Origin of the sequence: Spirosoma aureum (genome assembly GCF_011604685.1) — a bacterium.
GTDB classification, from domain to species: domain Bacteria; phylum Bacteroidota; class Bacteroidia; order Cytophagales; family Spirosomataceae; genus Spirosoma; species Spirosoma aureum.
This window is the reverse complement of the sequence record NZ_CP050063.1, coordinates 3,780,063-3,800,776: the sequence shown is the minus strand read 5'-3', so window position 1 is coordinate 3,800,776 and position 20,714 is coordinate 3,780,063. Positions and strand designations below refer to the sequence as shown.

Here is a 20,714-nt window from a genome sequence, read left to right as displayed (position 1 = left end):
ACAATGATGTCTTTACCATTCTTCAAAAATAATTTAATCCGTATTTGTACGTTCGGCCTGGTCATAAGCCTGGGAAGTTGTACAGACCTGGTCGAGAAGTTTCAGGGCGATTTGACCGCCAGTCAGATCAATCCGTCCACGTCGGGCAATACCGCTGCGTTGTTAACGGGCGTTTACAACTCGATCCGGGAACCCTTTCAAAACAATTCGCAGTTGAATGCGCTCTGCGAAATGACGACCGATGCCATGATGGGCCCTACCCGAGGTCCGGACTGGGACGATAATGGCACCTGGCGTCAATTGCACCAGCACCGCTGGGACGGCAACCACATCCGCATTATCAACACCTTCAACAACATGAGTGGTGGGATCTTTGCGGCAACCGATATGCTGCGCTTTAATCCAACCCCGCAACAATCGGCCGAAGCCCGGTTTTTACGGGCCTGGTGTATGTTCTGGCTACTGGACTTGTACGATCAGGTGCCTTACCGCGAGCCGGGAGAGAGTGTAGTGCAGGAATCCAAAGTGCGCAAAGGCATGGATGCGCTGAATTTCATTATCAGCGAAGTAACGACCATACAGGCTAATTTACCCGAAGGTCCGGCTGGTCTGGCGAATAAAGATGCCGCACGTGTATTCCTGATGAAATTGTATCTCAACAAAGGCGCCTATGCGAACCGGGCGGCTCCAACCTTTGCTGCCGAGGATATGAACAAGGTCATTAGCCTGGCCGATGAGATTATCAATAGCAATAAATATTCGTTCACCGCCAATTATTACGACAGCTTCGCCCCGAACAATACGACGATTGGTAAAGAAAACATCTGGACGCAGGAAAATGTGGGCGGGGTATCTCCGAACGCAAACTTGCGGAACCGGTGGGTAACCTTCTTACATCCGAATCAAAACCCTAATGGAAATAACGGCTGGGTAATCCCGCCAGACTACTACGATAAATACGAAGCAACCGACAAGCGGCTGGGTGCTGCGTATAAGAGTCCGGGGGGACTGGCTAATCCAGGCAATCGCATCAATACCGGTTTTCTGATCGGTCAGCAGTATAATTTAACAACGGACGCTCCCTTAAAAGATAGGCCCGGTAATCCCCTGATTTTTTCGAAAGAGGTAAAAATTATAGAAACGGGTGCTAATCTGGAACTGCCGGGGATACGCCCGATTAAGTATCCGATCGATTACGCCAACGATGGTAGTCGTCTGATCGATAATGATTATGTGTATTTCCGGCTTGCCGATGTGTTGTTGATGAAAGCAGAAGCCATTCTACGAGGTGGATCGCCAACGAGTGCAGGAACTTATGGCAACACGGCGGTTTCGTTGGTCAATGCGATTCGAACCCATCCCTCCAGGGGAGCCAGCGTTTTAGCAGCTGTGGACCTGAATGCGTTACTCGATGAACGAGGCCGGGAATTGTACATAGAGAACTGGAGACGGCAGGATTTGATCCGCTTCGGTAAGTTTCTGCAACCTTTTTACGAGAAGAATTACGCGAGCGATCCAAAGTATCTTTTGTTTCCGATTCCCATTCAGCAAATGGCAGTTAACTCGAACCTGACCCAAAATTCGGGTTATTGATGTAGGAAAGGAGCTGTCAGCAGACGTTGTTTACAGTTCACAAGACAGCGGGTCAAAAGCAGCAGTGTCTCATCCTGGTATAAGTTGTCTATTATAGAAGAAAATGGACAACTTATACCAGGATGAGACACTGCCATTTTACCACTTGTTGTTCTAAGTTGCAGATTTTCAAACATTTTATTGCTCATAACTACCTGATTGTGTGAACTTTCAGACAATCAGTACGCTTTAAGCCGTCCTAGTAGGGTAGATCTATCCGCTTCTTCATTTCCATATTCTCAACGCAATTCCAGAAAGGTACTCTGCCTGATGGGTGACTGGCAGGAGTCCCGACAGCTTATAAACCGGCCAAAAACCGGCCAGCATCCCTGCTGCCTTTCTCTGTCGCGTAAGGTAGGAATAGTTTAGCCAGCAACCTGACATAGTGTTTGATTTGTTCCCCCGGGCTCAGGTGGCTAAAAGACAGGCTGGCTTCGGAAAGCCAGAAACGGGCCGTCAGGGTACAGACCGATACCAGAAAATCAATGTCGGCTTCCGGAGTTAAATAATCCGATTCTTGCAATGCTGAGAGGCTGTTCACAATTGATAAGTACCGCTTTTTTTCAGTTTCCTTATAGGCTGCCGACAGCACCTTGTTTTGCTCCATCAGATGCACAATACTCAACAGCAGGCATCGATATTGAAGATGATTGGCAAACACTTTTCTAAATCTCTCCAGAAACGAAAACAAACTGAGGGGCTCCTCCCCCACAATCTGTTCGTTCAACCTGGATAGGTCTTGAGCAAGCCGGTTTACCAGATCATCTTTGGTCGGAAAATAATAGGTGAGGTTGCCGACCCTGATACCCAGGGCCGCTGCCAGCTCCCGTAGTCCAACGTACTCAATGCCCCGTTCATTGAACATTTCTAACGCTTTAACCACGATTTCTGATTCTTTATTCATGATTCACATTAGGACAATGTCCTAAATTTACTAAGTTTGATAAAACAAACAAAGAAATGGCAATTAACTATCCTCATACAATTCAAAACTGCCTGGGAGAAAAGCTCACGTTTCTCTCGGTCGAGAAACATCCCAACGGCGATAAAGTGCTGGTCGAAAATCAGGTGACACCCCAATCAGGGCCACCCATGCACACGCATTTTATGCAGGACGAAGAACTTACGGTCGTCTCAGGTACTTTGGCTTATCAGGTGCTGGGGCAGCAACCGTCCTATGCCTATGCCGGTGAAAGCGTGCTGTTCAAACGGGGTATACCTCACCGTTTCTGGAATGCCGGTACGGACAACCTGATCTGCACGGGCTGGATTCAACCGGCCAACAGCATTGTTTATTATCTGTCGGCGATCTATGCAGCTCAGAACAAATCAGGTAAGGCTCAACCCGAAGCGTTCGATGCCGCTTACCTATTGACCCGGTATGCCCATGAATACGATATGGCTGAGATTCCCCCGTTTGTCAAGAAAGTGATTATTCCGATTACTTATTGGCTGGGTCTGCTTCTGGGAAAGTATAAGCACTTTGCCGATGCGCCTGTGCCATTGAAATAGGATTGCTGTTTTATAGTGTCTTAACCCCCTGAATGGCTGGACGAAAATTGCCCAAACAGGTGGTAAACCAACTATTGATACGCCAATTTTCAATAACATTAAAAATACCTTAAATCACATTGAATTTTTTATATCTTTGGCAATGCCGTGATCCGTTGATTTCTAGCGATTTACGATTAGCCAAATGATTAACTGGTTGTACGTACGCCGAGAGCGAATAGCCCACATGCTGTTTGGCCTGTTTTTGGTCATCCAGTGTTGCGCTATTGTGTTTCGACATGCGCACCGGCTATCCAATGGTACAATCATCGTTCACAACCACCCTTACAATCCATTTTGTAAGGGACCTTTTCAACCCAACGATCACAGTTCAAATGAACTGTACTGGCTAGCGGCCACAGCGAACATACTGTATGACAATACGCCCGTATTTGAGTTCGCTTTTGTTGTTTCCCTCCCTCATGTAACGCTCACGTTCCAGCAGCCTTATCTGCATTCCGTTGCGTTAACTTTCTTCTGCTTCCTGCAAAGGGGACCGCCCTCTCTGGGCCATTTTCTTGCCTATTGATCTTAATGTCAATCCATTAAGCTAGCCTTGGTTTGCCAATCGGTAGACCTTTAGGTTATCTGTGCCATTCCTCTTTTGTGTCATTCCCTTTCACTCATTCTCCATGTATGAAGAAGACCTCTTTACTATACCTGGTCACGTCGGTGTTTACGTTCGGTATTGTGGCTTGTAATGCCCTGTTGCCGGAAGCTAAACTCGACCATGATCTGCTCGACGGGCCTATTGGTGAACTAACGCCCGAGCAAAATAGCCAATTCCTTCGGGGTGATCGCGCCTTTAACGATGAGATATTTACAACCGCAACAGGTCTGGGTCCCATATTTGTCGCGTCGTCCTGTGGGAGTTGCCATGCCGGAGACGGCAAAGGCCACCCCTTCACGACGTTGACACGCTTTGGGCAGGTGGATGAAACTGGTAACAAATTTATGGACCACGGAGGCCCCCAACTGCAAAACCGGGCGATTCCGGGCTTAACCGCAGAAGCCATTCCAGCCGGTGCTACCTCATCGCGTTTCATGCCCCCGGCCAATACAGGATTAGGGCTTCTGGGCGCTTTATCCGATGCGCAAATCCTGGCAAAAGCCGATCCCGATGACCGAAATGGTGATGGCATTTCAGGTGTTCCGAACTGGATCACTCCTCCTCATTTTTTTAAACCTCAGGGATTTCATGAAGCCCACGACGGCAAATATATCGGGCGATTCGGTAAAAAAGCGGCCGCTATCGACCTACTGCACCAAACCGTGAACGCCTATAAGCAGGATATGGGCATCACCTCGGAGTTCGACCCGGAAGACCCCATCAATTATGCCGTCTCCGGTCAGGCAGGCGATGGCGTTCCCGATCCGGAAGTAGCCAGCTCGACCGTAAATGCCGTGGTATTCTATCTACGCACCCTCAAAGTTCCTGTTCAACGGAATGCAACGGATGCTGATGTCGTAGCCGGAAAACAAGTATTCGTCAAGATCGGCTGTGGCGGCTGTCATACACCGGAATGGACAACCGCCCAATCCGATATAGCCGTCTTGTCTAAGCAAACCTTTGCCCCTTACACGGATCTGCTTTTGCACGACATGGGCAAAGGTCTGGATGATGGCTACACGGAAGGGACGGCCAAAACAGCGGAATGGCGGACACCTCCCCTTTGGGGCTTGGGTCTATCAAAAAATTCGCAAGGCGGTAGTGTCTTTCTACTTCACGATGGACGAGCTCATTCGGTTGATGAGGCCATTCGACTTCATGGCGGTGAAGCCACCAAGGCTAAGGATGCCTACACGCAGTTGACGTCTACGGACCGCGAGAAGCTTTTAGTATTTCTAGACTCCCTATAATCAATCTAACACCGAAATTTTATGTCTTCCAATACAACGATCAATCGCCAGGATTTCTTAAAGACCTGTGGAGCCGCCTGCCTCGGAGTAGTCAGCTTTTCAGCCCTGCTGACCAGTTGCAAAAGTGTGTATTATGCCCAAATGCCTGTTTTAAAAGGCAATGTGATCGAGGTCAGTCGAAAAGAGTTTGACGCCGTTTCCAAGAAAGGGGAAGTAAGTATCCGACCCTTTATTCTGGTCGAAATGAAAGGACAGTCCTTCCCTATTTATCTCTATCGCCGAAGCGACACGGATTATTCGGCTGTATTGATGAAATGCTCCCATCAGGGCAACGAACTCAATGCACACGATGGACATCTGACCTGCCCGGCGCACGGCAGTGAATACGATGCGAATGGCAAAGTAACCGAAGGTCCGGCCGAAAAGAATTTAACGGCTTACCGAGTCACAGCAGATCCTCAAACCATCACGATTCACATCGCCTGATCATGAAATACTGTTTACTTTTTTGCGGGGCCTTCGCAGCCCTGCCTGCTCTCGCTCAGGTCGATACCACGCAAAACGCGTCAATGAATGCCTTATTCGGACGCGACACCACCCTTCGCCCTCCCAATGCGCAACTTAAGCTGAATATGGATGCCACCTATGATCGTCCGTTCCTTACAACGGGTAAGATGCCGGTATCGGTCGGCGGCTATCTGGAGGCCAATACGCAATACATGCAAACGAATGGTGTTACGGAAGGCTTTTCGTTTCAGATGCGCCGGATGACAGTCTTCTTAGCAGCCACGATCAATCGGCGGATTAAATTTCTGTCGGAGATCGAGTTTGAGGATGGCACGAAAGAAATCAACATTGAATTTGCGGCCATGGATATTCAGTTTGATCAACTCTTCAATCTGCGCGGAGGCATCATCATGAATCCGATTGGTTCTTTTAACCAAAACCACGATGGACCAAAATGGGAGTTTATTGATCGCCCGCTATCTTCGACGCGCATTATTCCCTCCACCTGGAGTAATGTTGGGTTCGGACTGTATGGCAAAAAGTATAGCCGCGATTGGGTCTGGGCCTACGAAGCCTATCTCACTAATGGTTTCGATGACCAGATCATCGCCAATGATCAAAACCGAACGTTTCTACCCGCTACGAAAGCTAATCAGGATCGATTTGAAGAAAGCTTCAACGGAGTGCCCTTAATAACGCTCAAGACTGCCTTGAAACGGCGGAAGTTAGGCGAAATTGGCTTGTCCTGGATGGGCGGTGTGTATAACAAATTCCAGGATGACGGGCTTATTTTGGATGAGCGTCGTCGGGTTGATGTGTGGGCTGTCGATTTTAATACCACCTTACCGACACGCACCTTTATTACGGGTGAATTAGTGTGGGCTCATATCAATGTGCCGCCCTCCTATACCCAGCAGTTTGGACGAAAACAACAAGGCGGCTGGATCGACATTGTGCATCCTATCCGTCGCGGTCGGATGCTCGGCTGGAATACGGCTGCGCTGAATGTCGCCCTTCGGGTTGAACGGGTTGATTACAACGTGGATAAGTTCAACGAGACAGGAGAGAATATCTTCGATGAGCTCTGGTCGGTGGTGCCTGCGATCAGTTTTCGGCCTTCGCCGACGACCGTTATCAGGGCCAACTATCGGTATCAATGGGATACTGATCTGTTGGGAAACCCGCCAGCCCGTACAGCCGGATTTCAATTTGGTTTTTCAACCTATTTCTAACATCAATCACCCCAACGGCCACTAGCCGTTGGGGTTCCCTTCTCCATGAAGTATTTCGTCATTTTACTGGGCTGTCTGTTGATCAGTTTAACCGCCTGGACACAGGATACCACCCGAGTTAAAGCTTCTTCGGCTGATAGCCTGCTGACTGAACTGTTCGATAGTGCGTCAGGTACGCAACCTTTGCTGCCTGACCGCATGGTGTTTACACAACGGGCTTTCTGGGGTCAAAAAGGCCTGCTGCGGCTTACAGGTTTGGCGCCACTCAACGCAGAAAATCGCCAAAAAGAACTGAAAATCCGGCGAACCATGCTGGTCAGTCATCAGGTCATGGGATTTATCACGTTGGCGGGCTTTGTGGCGCAAGGAATTCTCGGCTCTCAGCTTTATAATGCTAAAGGGGCTGATTACACTAGGCTTCATGATACTCACGAAACGGTTGGTACGATTATCAATTACACGTACGGCACAACCGCTTTATTATCGCTTACTGCCCCGCCCCCCCTTATTGGTAAACGGGAACGGGGGCTGAATTCGATTAAAATTCACAAGTATCTGGCAATCCTTCATATTGCCGGAATGATTACGACGAACATCCTCGCTAGAAAAATCGGGCAAAACCCGGACCTTAAACCCTACCATCGGGCAGCTGCTTACACGACATTTGCCGCCTTCACAGCGGCAATGGTTGTCATGAAATTCTAAATCACCCAATCCCATGACCATTCCTAAACCTCATAATTATGAACTTATGCATCTCTGTCGCGCTGGCCCTGATTACCTGGCAACCAATACCACAATCTGTTCACCATCACTGGTGCGACAAGCCGACACACAAGCTGCGTTGGCTGAACCACAAGTTAAAGGAGATTGCAATCTTTCCCCATTCTAATAACGGTTGGGAGATGCATCAGGCTCGTTATTGGGGACAAGAAGTCTTTGTCTTACACTTGTTTCGGCATGGCGGCAAAAGCCGAGGCTTTTTACTCTATAATCATCATGGCGAATTAATTGTCACCTGGGAACGAGCTGACTCCGTCCAGCTGGCGGATATGATTAGCGACCGAATGCTCGCAGCCAGTCCTGGCCGATTGAAAAACCGATGATATAACTTTCCCAGAACACAGAAAAACAGATTCTATGGTCTGGGAAAGTCATTTTAAGGGCTATCTGAACGAAAAAGGCACAAAACCTTGGATCGATTCGAGCCGCAATGCCGTCTCAAACCAGTGCGGTGTGATTGAAATGGGTCGCTTCGATCATTGCACTACCAGAAATGCCCTGTCTTATGTTCGGTTTATTTTTTTAATGTAGCAAGTAACTCATCTAATCCTTCCATGGCCAGGGCTAGTCCTTCCTTAAAGCCCATTTGAAGTGTTGTCTCAAGTTGAGCCAAATCGTCATAGGAAATGTGGAGCTCTACAAGCGTTACCGGCCCTTTGTCTTCAAAGACAACTTCCCATTTTGATCGTGGTAGATCTTTATTGATGTTACCTGCTTCGTCGGCAAAGGCATCTAAGCCTGTGAATTTTTTCTGCACCTGAATGCTCTGATAATCTACCCATGCCCAATGTTCTTCACCTTCGGGTCCTACCATGGCGTAATGCCAATGGCCACCCTCTCTAAAGTCCATTGTTTTTGTTCTGGCTTTCCAGGGTTTAGGCGCCCACCATAGATCAAGAATATCGCTTTTTGTGTAAGCATCCCAAACCAAAGGTCGTTCTGCGGCAAATTCTCTTTTTACCAGGATTGTGTTATTTTCCTTATTTACAGAAAAATCAAACGTTAAGTTGGTATTCATTTTTGTTCGTTTTTAATTGTTAATAATACATTGTCAAGTTCGTTAAAGCGGCTTTCCCATAGCTTCTTAAACTGGTCAAGCCACTGATCAATTTCTTTCATTTTGGTTATTTCGAGCCGATAGTAAATTTCCCGTCCACTATGCTCTGGTATCACCAATTCGCATTCCGCCAGTAAGCGGAGATGCTTGGAAACGGCTTGCCGGGTTGTATCAAAGTGTTCTGCAATGGCATTGGGTGTCATTGGCTGGGAAGCAATGAGTACTATGATAGCCCGCCTTGTTGGGTCGGCAATTGCTTGAAATATATCCCGTCTCATTACTTCATTAATTATTTGCGCAACTAATTGGTTGCAAATATAAGCAACTAATTGGTTGCGCAAAAGTTTTTGTTTGTTTTTGTCATGGCGGAAGTCGATGTGTTAGAAGCTGAATGCCTGAGCAGGGAGGATTTAGCCAGCGGGAAGGAGACGCCCGGTCATAGTTATGTACAGTTGAGAGAATCAATTGGAGTGATGCGCCACTGCAACGCTGATGGTCGGTCATTGCCAGGCGATCATTGAATTACTACCCTGCGGCTTCCTGCCGGGATGTCCAAATCCTTCGCTTTCACTCTATCTGTCCACTTTCGGCAGACGATATACAGCTCAACGTTCAAACGGCTTCATAACCGGTAAAAGATCGAAGCCTAAAGGCTGTTGTATTAGATCATGCAGCTTCGTCCCTAAGGACTCAGGTGTGATGAAGGGTATGCAACTCACCTGCTCCAAACAGTTTTTATGGCAATACAACAAACTCGGCAGTAGCCGATATCTTGTCGTAGCCTTCTTCCAGAATGTATCGAAACTGCATGGGTCCTGGGTTGATACTGAGGACCACAAAATCGTATTCACAACCATTAACCGTTGTTAAGTATGTCCAGAAACCGGTGTATGACTGTTTGGAATTGGGATAAAAACACCCGATCCAATCGCCACTACCGGGTTTGTCACCAGGATACATATATCGAATTTTGACCGTTTGGACAACCCGTGCTGAATTTGGTACGATGGTTAATCCGTAGGTGGTACTGCGTAGGCAACCACCTACGTTGTTGGTGGGAGGTTGAACTGGATTAGTGACCACCTGGCCACTTGCCACATATTTGAGGAGATAATCCCCCCATTGCGTGGCTGAGGGATCGGAAGGGCTTGCCGCCGATACAGACGTGAATGTCCCGTAGCCCTTTTTAAGAAACTAAACATAGGGATTTAGGTCGACTGAATCAACGACCTGAACTCTATACCAAGCCCCCGTAACAGGCAAAGTATCTATCTCCAGATAATTGCTGGGCAACACGCCGAACTGTTCCCGAAAACACTTGGTAAAGTACGACAACGAGTTGAAGCCTACCCCGTAGGCAATTTCCGAAACGTTACCGGGCAGCCAGCTTCAAGCGCATCTGCCGAATGAAATCGCCCGAAGATAGACCCGTCAGACAGAGGAGTTTGCGCTAACTTGTTCTGAAATCGCAAAAAAAACGTATCTAAATTCAATTAAAAGAATTTGTACACATCTGAATACTAAATAGTTTCCTTCAGGTTAGTTGAGACTATATCCGTTCGCGAAACCCTCCGCATGGTTTTAAGGCTAGATAATATGCTAAAGCAGCCGAACATATCGTAAACGTGGACTTACACAGGTTGCCGATTTTCACTTAGACTTGCTAACCTATATCAAGCTAAGACATCCTGGAAGTTCCTGATTTTACTTTATCTCAATAACCGATAGGACGAGCCTAATCATTTTTGATAGATATAACGGCAAAAATTCATAACCAGAATTCCGCAATACAGAAGCTAACCTGTTTATTAAACGAATTGTAAAGAAAAGTCCGATTGTAGAATTATATATACTAAATGAATACGGACAAACTACCAATACAAAAAAAGGCTGGCCCACAGGAGATAAATACAAAACGTATAGTAAAGCCTCATACCGCACAAGCGTAGTTATCCAGTTCCTTCATGTAACAGGCTAGTTGCTTAACAAAAGCGCCAGTAAATGGTGGCTGTTGTTTGCCCTTTAAGGTAGCGGCATACCAGGTTCTAAGAATTCGTTCCTCCGTGATGGGTACTGTTGTCAATTGACCTGATTGTACGTAAGGCCGAACTACCCAGGTTGGCATGACGGCAACACCCATACCGGCTTTGACCATTTCCAATATCGCTTCGGTAAGAGTGATTTTGTACACTTTGGCGGGCCGACAGTTTTTGAAAATCATCATAAAATTTTCACTTTCCTCGTCCGGGATATTATACATGACATAATTCTGTCCGGCAAAATCAGCTAGCTCGACCCAGCAGCGACCAGCCCATGGATGGTCGGGGGCAATGATAGCCACAAACTCATCCTGAAAAAGTGGGGTATACACAAATTTAGGGTTGCCATTCCCTTCCGTGATGGCTACATCAATCGTATTGGTTATGAGGTGCTTATCGGCGTCCTTGGTTGCAGCTTCCAGCTCAATCTTAATATCTACTTTGGGGTAAATCATCTGGAACTCGCGCAAAAAACCAGCCAGCCAGTGATAGGAGGTGTAGCATTGGGTACAAAGTCGAATCTCCCCTGCTTCATTGTCGATCAGTGTTCGAACCTTAGCCCGCGTATCGGCTACTTCCTGAAGGATCTTCTCGGCTGCCTGTAAAACAATCATCCCAGCCTGCGAAAGACGCATCTGTTTTTTGTCGCGAATAAAAAGCTGCGTGTTGAAGTAGCCTTCAATCTCTCGTAGCTGATGGCTCAGGGCCGATTGTGTTAAAAACAGCTGCTCGGCGGCTCTCGTCAGGTTACCACTGCTGGCAACCTCTTTCACCATCTGAAGGTGTCGAATTTCCATGATGAATATTATTCATGATTTCAACAAAAATAATTCGCTTTACTAATATATCAAAAGGTATAACCTTTACAACCGTAAATCAACCACTAATGAACACACAAAATGAAAACACTAAAACGTCAATTCGCTCAGATGCTCGCTCTATCTTTGATCGTATTGAGCATTTCAGTCAAGGCCCAATCTACAGACAAGGAGCTTACTTCATGGGCAAAAGAGAAGTCATTTGAAATAGGCACGTACATGGGAGAAAATCGGACGGTAAATTTGATGCTAATGGTCCGTCAGACAAATGGTGTTACGATCAGGATCAAGAATGCAGACGACGAGATCCTTCATGAACTGTCTATGAAAAAATCACCTAGAGCCTATCACTATAAGCTGAACTTTGACGGGAGTCAATCTGGCTTATACAAACTGGAAATTACCGACGGTCGAAAAACCCTGATCCGCCGGATTGAGGTGGTCGATGTGCCGGCCACTGAAGCTCAGCGGTACATCACGTTCACCTCGCCATCTTCTTTGTAATACCTGAAAATTGACGGAATAATGAATCAGAAAAACCTAAAAGTCGCCAGTCCATTTCTGGTTGCTGTCGCCTTTGCGATCGTTTACATTGTCTGGGGCTCGACGTATTTCTTTATACAAATGGCCATTCAGGATATTCCACCTTTGCTCCTCGGAGTCATGCGTTTTCTGGCCGCCGGGACGATACTGCTTTTATGGTCATTTATAAAGGGCGAACGCATCTTCATAAAAAGCAGCCTTATTACGTCAGCTGTAGTGGGCATATTGCTTCTGGTGGTGGGTAACGGTGTCGTTATTTGGGCCGAACAAACCCTTCCCAGCGCGCTGGTGGCCATATTAGTCTCATCGGCACCGATCTGGTTTGTGCTACTCGACAAGCCCAACTGGAGTATTACTTTTAAAAGTAAATCGACGCTGGCTGGACTGACGGTTGGTTTTATTGGCGTACTCCTGTTATTTGGTGAGCAGGTAGGCAATATGCTGTCAGCAAACACGGATCGATCAAAAATCATTGGCATGTTGTCGTTACTTGTCGGAGCCATTGCCTGGTCGTCGGGGTCACTTTATTCAAAACACAACCCTTCTGAAGGTTCGCCAACCGTTAATGTAGCCTGGCAGATGGTCATCGCTGGTCTGGTATTTCTGCCCGCCAGTCTGCTGAATCACGAATTTGAGCGGGTAATTTGGTCTCAGATCACAGTGCAGGCGTGGCTGGCACTGGCTTATCTTGTTCTGTTTGGGTCAATTATTGCTTATAGCGCCTATGTGTGGTTACTACAGGTACGCTCGGCTACTCAGGTTAGTACCTATGCATACGTAAATCCAGTGATTGCTGTTATTTTAGGAATCATGTTTGCTCATGAAACCATCTCACTAGTCCAGATTATTGGTCTGGTCGTTATTTTAGGTAGTGTTTTATTAATTAACCTTTCCAAATACCGTACCGGGACAGCGGGCAACAACAAAGGAAAAAAAGGAGTATTTGATAAGCCCTCTACATTACAGCGAGATCAGGTTTGTGTGCCCGATGTGCTTATTCCTCCGGTAAAAATAATCGAAACCTAAGTCATGATTACTTTCCCGTAAAAAGCCGAGAGGGTTGCCCCTCCCGGCTTTTTTTATTCTTCATTTACAAGCCACTAAAAAAGTGTTATGACGACTGTTACTTTCCGTTGACTAGAAGGAATACAGTTGCGTAAGTCCGTTCGAAGCATCAACCTCTGATGGTCTTTACCCATTTAGAAATTGGCAAACATTTACTCACTATTCATTTCCACACGAAATCTGTATTGCTTATTATGGAAACGACCATCACCCCTTCTAAGCCCACGAATAAGATTATTTCTCAAATAGTCTTGAAATATATTTTAAACCTCTGTGTCTCTACATTATTGATCCCTGTTCTGAAAAAGCCATCTATTTTCTTTCTGATATTGATAGCTTCAATTCATTTTAGTTCGAATTCTTTTGCCCAACCTGCTCGTTCAGTAAGCCCTCTTGAATCATTTATACAAAATAAAGGGGTGAAAATACTTGCGCAATGTGCTCATCCATTTAATACGTATACTGAAGGCCAGTACTCTATTGATGGAAATAATATACGAGTTTGGGTTAGTTATAGTAATGGTACCACTGAAACCCTTCAACTACATTATAATCCGGATGACGATTATTTTGATGGGGTAAGATGTACAGCAGGTGACGAGTGTTCATATAGTTTCATGGCAATGAAAATGGTTATCTCTTCAATGCCAAAAGGGCAAAGGAGCTGCCTGGAAAGGTTTTTTCATACAACCTTCGATAATATGAGTGGTGAGCAAATAGCAGCGGCTGGACTAACTGACGAATTGTGGAAATGGAGAGGAAAATCGTGTAATTAATTTTTTGATATCCCCTTTTCAGTCTTCTACCTGATAAAATGAACGTACAGCCTTCCAAATAAAAAATTCTTACAAATCAATGACTTATAAGGCTTTATAACTAATCCGGCAGTAGCTTAATTGCGTTTATCGGCGAGGAAAAACTGATTGATAAATAGGCCGATTATCGTGTCATGAACCGCAACTAACTTAGAAAAGCATATGGCTGGGCGGGTTAATCGCTTTAAGCGTGTTCGAAGAGTGGGGTGCTTACGCTCAAGAGCCTGTAAGGAATCTTTACGAACTATACGCAGTCGTTAATCTAAGGAATCAAAGCCCACCAGAAGTCGGTTGTTCACCTGATTACCTTAATTTAGCCTTCTCTAATAAAGTCAGTAAGTGACAAAAAGTTTGGTGAGTAAGGCCGCACCGACGAACTGGCCCAAAAACAAAGGCAACAATCTCGCCTGTTACCGCATCTTCCACTCACCACAGTGTCTTAGCCCCCTATTAGTTGGACAGATTTTCTGAAAAGGCGGCCGCCGCTGCGGTTGTGTCATAAATCACCGTTGCCTCCTCCCATTTTTGCTGGGGTGTAATGAAGCCAATGGAACGGTGAAGCCGATGCTGATTGTAATGAAAAAAATAACGCGTCAACATTTCTTTCGCTTCATAATAGCTGGCAAATTCATTGCGATCAATGATGTCGTGCTCTAGAATGCTGTGAAAGGCCAGCGCCGGCTGCCCGGTCAATGTAGGAATTCTCCTCTGGGGTAGCCACATGAGTGAATTCCTGTTTAACCTCCGAGTTTTTCAAAAACTTACGCACCGAATGGGCAATGAATTGGCTACCATTATCATTGCGCAAAATGACGCCTTTTAACTCATAGCCCTGATTTACTCGTCGAAGCAGATTGATTAAGTCCATTTGACGAATGCTACCTTGGAAGACCCAGTCCAGAATTTTGCGGCTGTAAACATCAATGACGCTTAACAAATAGCGGCCCGCCGCAGCGGTAATTCCGTCGTTCACCCTGGACCCAGACATATTTGATATCCCAGCATAGGTATTCCAAGGGTTTGGTCGCTTCGATACGTTTGAATTTAACGAACTCGCGTTTACCCATCGTCGGATAGATCATCTTGCCTAAGAGTAAGTTATGCTCCTGCATGAGCCGATACACTTTTTTCTTATTGATGAAGTACTCCTTTTTCAACTCATAGGTAATGTATTCATAGCCAAGTGCATTGAATTCAATATCCAGTAAGTGTCGGATACTCGTGACTACCTGTTGATTATCAACCCACGATCCGTCCAGCTTCATGGTCAATTGGCTAGGCCGGGCTCCAGGTCTGCCGAATTGGGGTTGGTAATAATACACACTGCGAGGCAGGTCAAGCCACTGACATAGCAGGGTGCGATTGGCGCGGGCTTCAAACTGTTTCATGAGGGCTAGCTTCTCCTGGATTGAATAGCGGACGCCGCGCGGGCGTTTTTTTTAGCAGCTCGCTCTTGAGTGGTCCGCCACCGCGGTTCCAATTCTAAAGCCTGTTTTGCTACAATTCGCCGCATGGGCGGTCCCATTCAGACGTTCATTCTCCTCTTCGAGTGCTCGCAGTTGAGGGTCAACGCGTGGATAGGAATCTTTCAGGCCCTCTCTGCCTTTGCTTAAGTACTTCAATCGCCACTTGCGCAGCAATGAAGGGGATAAATTGTACTTGCGACAGGTCTCGGCATGGCCGTCACGAATTGCTTCTTGGACAATGGAATAGCGATCTTCGGGGCGGCCGCCGCGCGGGAGAAACTTCGCCTGATTTTGCTCATGATTTCTGAATGTAGTAGGACTAAACTGTTTTTACAATTTTGTCCAACCATTCAGGGGGCTAAGACACGGTTGACGACATACATCAGAGGCCGCTGAAGTTGATTGGGCCGTTTTAGAACGGCTGAGAGGAGATTTCTTAGCTGAATTGAACATTACTAAGGTGATTTAGATGAAACAACCGGGTCGCCGGTGCGATTACTGAATTGTCTCTTCTCCTTTTCACCGCCCGGCGGCCCGGCCCTTTTGTCCACTTTTACTTGACGACGTACACCCATCAATTCAAATTCCAGTAAATCGGCCTTGGCATAAAGCTCAATGAGGTTCCAGGCAAGAACATAACTGTTTGGATCAGGAGCTACTTCAATCATTTCCCAGACAGTTAACCGAAAGGCATAGTAGACCCCCGAGACATCCCCGGTGGGTTCTACGTCCTGCATACGGGCGTTGGCAAGGTAAACTCGACCCAGAGGGGAAGTAGATAGATTATTAGATCCACAGCTCATATCTACTAAACAAATAAAGCCCGAAATAAGTCGATCGTTCGGGCTTTACTTCTAAAATGATGAACTATAAATAGCCTCTTTTACCTCTTGTGTTAGACAAAAAAGCAATCGGTTGTCCGTACTAAATCAAAAATAAAAAGCCGGGAAGAGATCCTCCCGGCCTTTCTGTATAGCTAATCTGCCTGTGTTCTGATTATTTTTCAACTAGTCCAGTCAAGCTAATTGGCTCATTATATAGTCAGTCATGCATTATTCAACCCTAATTTCCCGGCCCTTTTTATCATAAATATATTTCCTGCCATTGTTATACCTACTAACTACGCCGTTTGAAAAATTTTCCCCGTTTTCAAATTTATAATCAATTATAACCTTTCCTGATTTGCTGATATAGCCATATTTTCCATTTAATTTAACGCAGGCTAACCCTTCGGAAAATCTGCCATAGACGCCCTCAAATTGAAACGGTGTGATCGGTTTTCCTTCTTTATTCAACAGAGCCCATTTGCCATTTCGCTGAACAAAGGGTGCCCCTTGATTATAGTCATAAGCCAGGTCATAAATAAACGGTACAATAACTTTTCCTGTTTTATCTACAAAACCATATTTGCCATTTAGCTTAGCTCTGACCGCTTCTTCGGAATAAAAATCATTTAAACTTTCGTAGATAGGTTGAATAACGAAGTTGCCTAACGTATCAATAGCACCATGTTTTTTATTAATTTCAACTGATGTGATCCCTGTTTCAAAAAAGGAACCCGTATCATCGTAGTTAAATGGAATAATTGTTTCCCCCTTTTTATTGATAAAACCATGTTTGCCATTTTTCTCAACACTGGCACGACCTAAGTAAAAGGATGGAAGAAAGGTCATACCATTCCGCTCCTGGTAATCATATTCGGCAGGAATAACTAACTCTCCTTTTGTATTAATAAAACCAACCTTACCATTTCTAATTACAGCAGCGAGTCCGTCACTAAAATCATCACCTTTTGTACACTCAACGAATAACCCAAGCTTTAATCTTGTATTCATGTATACATTCCCATTCTCATAATGTCCGAAATTCGCTAAGCCGTTACGAAAAAAATAGGGAATCGTTAACTTCGGTTTCATAATTTCTTCGCCTTTATCATTCAGATAGCCGTATAAGGCATCTTTCTCAGAACAGTATAAACTGTCCATCTGAAATATATCATCGTAGTTCAATGTCTTCAATGTTTGCCCTTTGCTATCAATGGTCATCCATTGTCCTCCCTTTTTAACAACAGCGACCCCATCAATAAATGTAAAAGCCTCTTCAAATTGTAAGGGCAGTAATTGGTTGCCTGCATCATCAATATAGCCGTATTTCCCATCCTGACAGACAACGGCTGAGCTGTCAACGATGTCACTTGCATAATCATACTTTGCTGGAATGATTATTTCCCCATCGGAGTCTTTATACCCGGCGAGGGCGGTAGTCAAGTCATAAAATACTTTAGGCCTATCATCTTCCGGCCTGGCTGATATTTTATCCGACAGGGTTTGGCTGATCTCCTTAACCAGAGGGGAAACAAATAAATACGTAAGCGTTAGGAGACCTATTGTCAGCAGAGTGAAAAAGGGGGATACGATAAAAATAAGTACTTTCCAGAGCTTGCGAATGGTTGTGTTTTTCCAAAGTACATAACTGTTCACCGGGAATAAAAGCAAGCCGGAGAGAACAGCTAACCAGACTTTGTTATACCATTTCTTGGGCTTTTGAGGGGTGGTGGTAGTTTCCATAAAGAGTACTACAGATTTTGGGCGGGAATGAAGAGTGAGTTAAAGATTTGCCAATTGCAACATTGGGCAAGGCCAGTAGACGTTGACGATTCCATCTGGCCTATACGGTTGTATTCCTTATAGACAATGGGAGGTAACAGTCGTCACACGATTTTTTTAATAGGCTTGTATATGAAAGATCAAAAGCCGGGAAGGGGGAGAGCGAGAACAGAACAGATGGTTTTGGATGGTATAATTTTTTACCTGGCAACAGGTAGTTGTTGTGTACAATAAATACCGCTGAGCTAATCGAGGTAACAGTTTAGGTAAAATTATTTTTGTCATTTAGGGCAATGTGTTCGGGTGGGCTTGACCTCTACTTCTCAAAGTATGCTGTAAGGCGGTATCTATCTCACATCTCAATACGTAAAAAACCTTTCCTTTTTCACCCTTTTTCAAATTTCTCAACGTGATCATCCTCTTTCCGAAGCAGGCAGATTTCTTGCCCAAGCCAAACAAACTGAAACGGGAGGGTATCGGTCTGTATATAAATCTCTACAACAGTTAACTGCTATACATTATAGGGAAAACGTATATATTCGCCTGTAAACCAAACTCTCGTCATGCATGTAATTGAAAGGGCTGTTGCCGGTAATGCACTAATCCGGTACATCCCGTTTCTTTCGTATTTTTACAACTAGCTGGTATTACTGCTTTTGGTAAAGTACTGCTCGCTGTCGGGAGTTGTAAACCAGCTGTTATTAAAATAAGGGTTGAATTAATTTATGTGGGTCACGACTTCACGTAGCAATTATTTCACTAATTCAGTGAGTCTAATCAATCGCCCCATTTTTAAGCATATGATTGAAGATTCTATCGTTTCAGGCGGGAGCAATTTGTGAGAGTAAGTAACTGCTAGTTACAGGTTCCTATTGAGTAATAAGTCTTTCGGGCGAAGCGTGACTAGTACACTATGGCAGGGAAGTAGAGGGCAAAGCTCGTGCCTTCTCCCTGACGACTAAACGCTGTAACACCACCATCATGATTATCCATCACCTTGCGAACAATAGCCAGGCCGATACCGGTACCCATATAGGGACTATTACGGCCATGCAAGCGATGGAAAGCGTCAAAAATCTTATCCCGGTAGGCTTCATCAAAACCGATGCCCTGATCGGCCACTGTAATTTGACAATAGGATTCAATGGGTTTGGTCAGTAAACGCAGACCCGTTGGGAGTTCCGCCCGAGTCTTTTTATCACAGCTCAGTTTAATATGGGGCGGTACTCCTGGCTTCGTGAATTTCAGCGCATTAGATAATAAATTCTGAAATACTTGCCGCAATTGAAACGAGTTGCCCATCAGGATACAAAGCTCACCCACCTCAATCTTCGCTCGAGTTTCCTGTACAGTAAATTCTAAGTCAGTCAGCACCTCATTCACTAAACTATCTAAATCGACGGGATGATGGGCCGTTGCCTCATCCTTTGAAAGGGAAGAGTAGTCCAGTAAATCTTTAATCAGCATCTGCATCCGTTTAGCCGCCGATTGCATCCGATTCACAAGATCGACACCATCACCCAGAGCCTGCGCGTATTGCTCGATCAACAATTGACTGAACGATGTGATCTTACGCAACGGCTCTTGCAAATCATGCGAGGCTATAGCCGCGAACTCGTTAAGGCTCTGATTGGAATCACGAAGTTTTCGCTCCAAACGTTTGCTTTCGGTGACATTGAAAAACGTAATAACGACTTTTTCAGGAGACTGTCGCACGGCAGAAACCTCAAACCAGCCATCCAAACCATTACCATCCTTGTAATGTTGGGTAGCCTGCTGAGGTATGCCCGTTTCAGCCACTTGGACGTATAGATCAAAAAAACCGTTCTCTACATTACCTGGAAACATTTCCAGCAGTTTCCGGCCTTCGATTTGTTCAGGCGGTATAGATAAACTGCGCTCAACGGCCTGATTGGCCTTATCCATCCTGAAATCAATAATCTGTCCATGCTCGTCACGAATGGCCGTTACCGCCAGAATACTACTAATAGAGCCATCCAATGTGGCTTGAAGCAGCTGCGCCTGTTGTAGTATTTCCTGTTGTGTCTGGTGTTTGGCCGTCACGTCGATGAAGTTGACCACAATACCATCATCAAATTTACTCAACGACATGTCGTACCAGAAAGAGCTACTTCGGTTTGGAAAATATTCTTCACCCCGAAATGGCTGACCCGTTTCAATGACCTGAATGAACCGCTCAAAGAGGGTTGACTGAGACAATTCTGGGTAGAGGGTCAATAGAGAATTGGCCCTCAGGTGCTCACCAGAAAATCCACTCCGATCCCTAAAAGTTGGGTTGACGAGTGTAATGCGAAAGTCGATTATTTGGCCTGTATTGTGATGGCGAACTGCATTAGCAGCATAAATATTGGTAAGCGAATTGGCTAATACGGCCTGGAGTAATTCTGGTGACTCGTTTGCATCCATGCGGGCACAAACTAAAATAATGATCAGTTGTTCAACATATGCTTTCCTACTTTTCTTCTTAAAGTACGAAAAATGATTACCCATAATGGAACCGGGGCTCGTAACCCCCCAAATTTTTACTAGAACTATTTTCGTACTTCCTAAAATAGTACGAAAAGTAGATAGTGTCGCATGAAATGCTCTATTTAAGGAGTAAATAGATGAAAATTACTTCGTCTCAGGCGGGAGCTTTTTGGGACAATGATTTTTACACTCAGTCTAAAACAATCAGTTGCATCCGTTAGCGGTTCTGTTCCCTGTCGTATAATTTTAA

At 45.4% G+C, this 20,714-nt stretch carries 25 protein-coding genes; 11 read left to right on the top strand and 14 right to left on the bottom strand.

From position 1 onward, the window contains the following. The first annotated feature begins 3 nt into the window (after positions 1-3). Entirely contained in the window at positions 4-1,593 is a 1,590-nt protein-coding gene (locus G8759_RS14895; RefSeq protein WP_197933136.1) for a RagB/SusD family nutrient uptake outer membrane protein, read from the top strand. 337 nt (positions 1,594-1,930) lie between these two features. Here G8759_RS14895 and G8759_RS14890 read toward each other — a convergent pair whose 3' ends face one another. Next, positions 1,931-2,536: a TetR/AcrR family transcriptional regulator gene (locus tag G8759_RS14890; RefSeq protein ID WP_167209228.1), complete on the bottom strand. Its 606-nt coding sequence runs from the start codon at positions 2,534-2,536 to the stop codon at positions 1,931-1,933. Between the two features lie 56 nt (positions 2,537-2,592). Here G8759_RS14890 and G8759_RS14885 point away from each other — a divergent pair, with 56 nt between their 5' ends. From G8759_RS14885 to G8759_RS14855, 7 genes are all read left to right on the top strand, one after another. Then, complete coding sequence (locus tag G8759_RS14885) at positions 2,593-3,144, top strand: cupin domain-containing protein (protein ID WP_167209226.1); 552 nt, start codon at positions 2,593-2,595, stop codon at positions 3,142-3,144. A gap of 184 nt (positions 3,145-3,328) precedes the next feature. Next, positions 3,329-3,712 carry a hypothetical protein gene (locus tag G8759_RS14880; RefSeq protein ID WP_167209224.1) on the top strand — a complete coding sequence of 128 codons (384 nt, stop codon included), beginning with the start codon at positions 3,329-3,331 and terminating at the stop codon, positions 3,710-3,712. A gap of 107 nt (positions 3,713-3,819) precedes the next feature. Continuing rightward, positions 3,820-5,043, top strand: a complete 1,224-nt coding sequence (locus G8759_RS14875) for a di-heme oxidoredictase family protein (protein WP_167209222.1) — start codon at positions 3,820-3,822, stop codon at positions 5,041-5,043. Between the two features lie 21 nt (positions 5,044-5,064). Continuing rightward, entirely contained in the window at positions 5,065-5,529 is a 465-nt protein-coding gene (locus tag G8759_RS14870) for a QcrA and Rieske domain-containing protein (RefSeq protein WP_167209220.1), read from the top strand. A 2-nt stretch (positions 5,530-5,531) separates the two neighbouring features. Continuing rightward, positions 5,532-6,782, top strand: a complete 1,251-nt coding sequence (locus tag G8759_RS14865; RefSeq protein WP_232074261.1) for a hypothetical protein — start codon at positions 5,532-5,534, stop codon at positions 6,780-6,782. Positions 6,783-6,827: 45 nt separating this feature from the next. Next, positions 6,828-7,487 (top strand): hypothetical protein, encoded by a 660-nt coding sequence (locus G8759_RS14860; protein WP_167209218.1) that lies wholly within the window; start codon positions 6,828-6,830, stop codon positions 7,485-7,487. A gap of 38 nt (positions 7,488-7,525) precedes the next feature. After that, on the top strand, positions 7,526-7,888 hold the full coding sequence (locus G8759_RS14855; protein WP_167209216.1) for a hypothetical protein: 363 nt from the start codon (positions 7,526-7,528) through the stop codon (positions 7,886-7,888). A 191-nt stretch (positions 7,889-8,079) separates the two neighbouring features. Here G8759_RS14855 and G8759_RS14850 read toward each other — a convergent pair whose 3' ends face one another. From G8759_RS14850 to G8759_RS14830, 5 genes are all read right to left on the bottom strand, one after another. After that, positions 8,080-8,583 (bottom strand): SRPBCC family protein, encoded by a 504-nt coding sequence (locus tag G8759_RS14850; protein WP_167209213.1) that lies wholly within the window; start codon positions 8,581-8,583, stop codon positions 8,080-8,082. Further along, a complete protein-coding gene (locus tag G8759_RS14845) occupies positions 8,580-8,900 on the bottom strand; it encodes an ArsR/SmtB family transcription factor (RefSeq protein WP_167218984.1) in 321 nt (106 codons plus the stop codon). The genes G8759_RS14850 and G8759_RS14845 overlap by 4 nt, the downstream gene beginning before the upstream one ends. A gap of 457 nt (positions 8,901-9,357) precedes the next feature. Further along, the gene (locus G8759_RS14840; RefSeq protein WP_167209211.1) at positions 9,358-9,720 is read right to left on the bottom strand and encodes a hypothetical protein; all 363 of its coding nucleotides are present in this window, start codon (positions 9,718-9,720) and stop codon (positions 9,358-9,360) included. Positions 9,721-9,816: 96 nt separating this feature from the next. Beyond that, the gene (locus G8759_RS36410) at positions 9,817-9,957 is read right to left on the bottom strand and encodes a helix-turn-helix transcriptional regulator (protein ID WP_167209209.1); all 141 of its coding nucleotides are present in this window, start codon (positions 9,955-9,957) and stop codon (positions 9,817-9,819) included. Between the two features lie 595 nt (positions 9,958-10,552). Next, entirely contained in the window at positions 10,553-11,458 is a 906-nt protein-coding gene (locus tag G8759_RS14830) for a LysR family transcriptional regulator (RefSeq protein WP_167209207.1), read from the bottom strand. Between the two features lie 102 nt (positions 11,459-11,560). Between G8759_RS14830 and G8759_RS14825 the strand changes: the two genes are divergently transcribed. The 3 genes from G8759_RS14825 (at position 11,561) to G8759_RS14815 (ending at position 13,863) form a co-directional block, all read left to right on the top strand. Then, positions 11,561-11,983, top strand: coding sequence for a hypothetical protein (locus tag G8759_RS14825; RefSeq protein WP_167209205.1), 423 nt, complete (start codon positions 11,561-11,563; stop codon positions 11,981-11,983). Between the two features lie 21 nt (positions 11,984-12,004). Continuing rightward, entirely contained in the window at positions 12,005-13,048 is a 1,044-nt protein-coding gene (locus tag G8759_RS14820) for an EamA family transporter (RefSeq protein ID WP_167209203.1), read from the top strand. Between the two features lie 233 nt (positions 13,049-13,281). Beyond that, positions 13,282-13,863 (top strand): hypothetical protein, encoded by a 582-nt coding sequence (locus tag G8759_RS14815; RefSeq protein WP_167209201.1) that lies wholly within the window; start codon positions 13,282-13,284, stop codon positions 13,861-13,863. Between the two features lie 116 nt (positions 13,864-13,979). On the opposite strand, the gene G8759_RS14810 is transcribed toward G8759_RS14815, so the two are convergent. The 8 genes from G8759_RS14810 to G8759_RS14775 form a co-directional block, all read right to left on the bottom strand. After that, on the bottom strand, positions 13,980-14,150 hold the full coding sequence (locus G8759_RS14810) for an IS1 family transposase (protein WP_394353327.1): 171 nt from the start codon (positions 14,148-14,150) through the stop codon (positions 13,980-13,982). A 202-nt stretch (positions 14,151-14,352) separates the two neighbouring features. Continuing rightward, complete coding sequence (locus tag G8759_RS14805) at positions 14,353-14,625, bottom strand: integrase core domain-containing protein (protein ID WP_232073991.1); 273 nt, start codon at positions 14,623-14,625, stop codon at positions 14,353-14,355. Next, positions 14,540-14,890 (bottom strand): DDE-type integrase/transposase/recombinase, encoded by a 351-nt coding sequence (locus tag G8759_RS36405; protein ID WP_394353269.1) that lies wholly within the window; start codon positions 14,888-14,890, stop codon positions 14,540-14,542. The genes G8759_RS14805 and G8759_RS36405 overlap by 86 nt, the downstream gene beginning before the upstream one ends. Beyond that, positions 14,823-15,290 (bottom strand): IS3 family transposase, encoded by a 468-nt coding sequence (locus G8759_RS14795; protein WP_167209195.1) that lies wholly within the window; start codon positions 15,288-15,290, stop codon positions 14,823-14,825. Before G8759_RS14795 ends, G8759_RS36405 begins: the two co-directional genes overlap by 68 nt. A gap of 51 nt (positions 15,291-15,341) precedes the next feature. After that, the gene (locus G8759_RS35905; protein ID WP_232074308.1) at positions 15,342-15,593 is read right to left on the bottom strand and encodes a transposase; all 252 of its coding nucleotides are present in this window, start codon (positions 15,591-15,593) and stop codon (positions 15,342-15,344) included. Between the two features lie 230 nt (positions 15,594-15,823). Beyond that, positions 15,824-16,171 carry a hypothetical protein gene (locus G8759_RS14785; RefSeq protein ID WP_167209193.1) on the bottom strand — a complete coding sequence of 116 codons (348 nt, stop codon included), beginning with the start codon at positions 16,169-16,171 and terminating at the stop codon, positions 15,824-15,826. 249 nt (positions 16,172-16,420) lie between these two features. Beyond that, positions 16,421-17,935 (bottom strand): WG repeat-containing protein, encoded by a 1,515-nt coding sequence (locus tag G8759_RS14780; protein ID WP_167209191.1) that lies wholly within the window; start codon positions 17,933-17,935, stop codon positions 16,421-16,423. Between the two features lie 942 nt (positions 17,936-18,877). Beyond that, positions 18,878-20,401, bottom strand: a complete 1,524-nt coding sequence (locus tag G8759_RS14775) for a sensor histidine kinase (RefSeq protein WP_167209189.1) — start codon at positions 20,399-20,401, stop codon at positions 18,878-18,880. Positions 20,402-20,714 lie beyond the last annotated feature (313 nt).

Coding starts and splice junctions, on each gene's coding strand:
- G8759_RS14870 (WP_167209220.1), top strand. CDS start 5,065: ATGTCTTCCAATACAACGATCAATCGCCAGGATTTCTTAAAGACCTGT.
- G8759_RS14775 (WP_167209189.1), bottom strand. CDS start 20,401: ATGGATGCAAACGAGTCACCAGAATTACTCCAGGCCGTATTAGCCAAT.
- G8759_RS14865 (WP_232074261.1), top strand. CDS start 5,532: ATGAAATACTGTTTACTTTTTTGCGGGGCCTTCGCAGCCCTGCCTGCT.
- G8759_RS14795 (WP_167209195.1), bottom strand. CDS start 15,290: ATGAAACAGTTTGAAGCCCGCGCCAATCGCACCCTGCTATGTCAGTGG.
- G8759_RS14890 (WP_167209228.1), bottom strand. CDS start 2,536: ATGAATAAAGAATCAGAAATCGTGGTTAAAGCGTTAGAAATGTTCAAT.
- G8759_RS14820 (WP_167209203.1), top strand. CDS start 12,005: ATGAATCAGAAAAACCTAAAAGTCGCCAGTCCATTTCTGGTTGCTGTC.
- G8759_RS36405 (WP_394353269.1), bottom strand. CDS start 14,890: ATGTCTGGGTCCAGGGTGAACGACGGAATTACCGCTGCGGCGGGCCGC.
- G8759_RS14880 (WP_167209224.1), top strand. CDS start 3,329: ATGATTAACTGGTTGTACGTACGCCGAGAGCGAATAGCCCACATGCTG.
- G8759_RS14815 (WP_167209201.1), top strand. CDS start 13,282: ATGGAAACGACCATCACCCCTTCTAAGCCCACGAATAAGATTATTTCT.
- G8759_RS14785 (WP_167209193.1), bottom strand. CDS start 16,171: ATGAGCTGTGGATCTAATAATCTATCTACTTCCCCTCTGGGTCGAGTT.
- G8759_RS14805 (WP_232073991.1), bottom strand. CDS start 14,625: ATGTGGCTACCCCAGAGGAGAATTCCTACATTGACCGGGCAGCCGGCG.
- G8759_RS14830 (WP_167209207.1), bottom strand. CDS start 11,458: ATGGAAATTCGACACCTTCAGATGGTGAAAGAGGTTGCCAGCAGTGGT.
- G8759_RS14825 (WP_167209205.1), top strand. CDS start 11,561: ATGAAAACACTAAAACGTCAATTCGCTCAGATGCTCGCTCTATCTTTG.
- G8759_RS14860 (WP_167209218.1), top strand. CDS start 6,828: ATGAAGTATTTCGTCATTTTACTGGGCTGTCTGTTGATCAGTTTAACC.
- G8759_RS14895 (WP_197933136.1), top strand. CDS start 4: ATGATGTCTTTACCATTCTTCAAAAATAATTTAATCCGTATTTGTACG.
- G8759_RS14845 (WP_167218984.1), bottom strand. CDS start 8,900: ATGAGACGGGATATATTTCAAGCAATTGCCGACCCAACAAGGCGGGCT.
- G8759_RS14875 (WP_167209222.1), top strand. CDS start 3,820: ATGAAGAAGACCTCTTTACTATACCTGGTCACGTCGGTGTTTACGTTC.
- G8759_RS14850 (WP_167209213.1), bottom strand. CDS start 8,583: ATGAATACCAACTTAACGTTTGATTTTTCTGTAAATAAGGAAAATAAC.
- G8759_RS14855 (WP_167209216.1), top strand. CDS start 7,526: ATGAACTTATGCATCTCTGTCGCGCTGGCCCTGATTACCTGGCAACCA.
- G8759_RS14885 (WP_167209226.1), top strand. CDS start 2,593: ATGGCAATTAACTATCCTCATACAATTCAAAACTGCCTGGGAGAAAAG.
- G8759_RS14780 (WP_167209191.1), bottom strand. CDS start 17,935: ATGGAAACTACCACCACCCCTCAAAAGCCCAAGAAATGGTATAACAAA.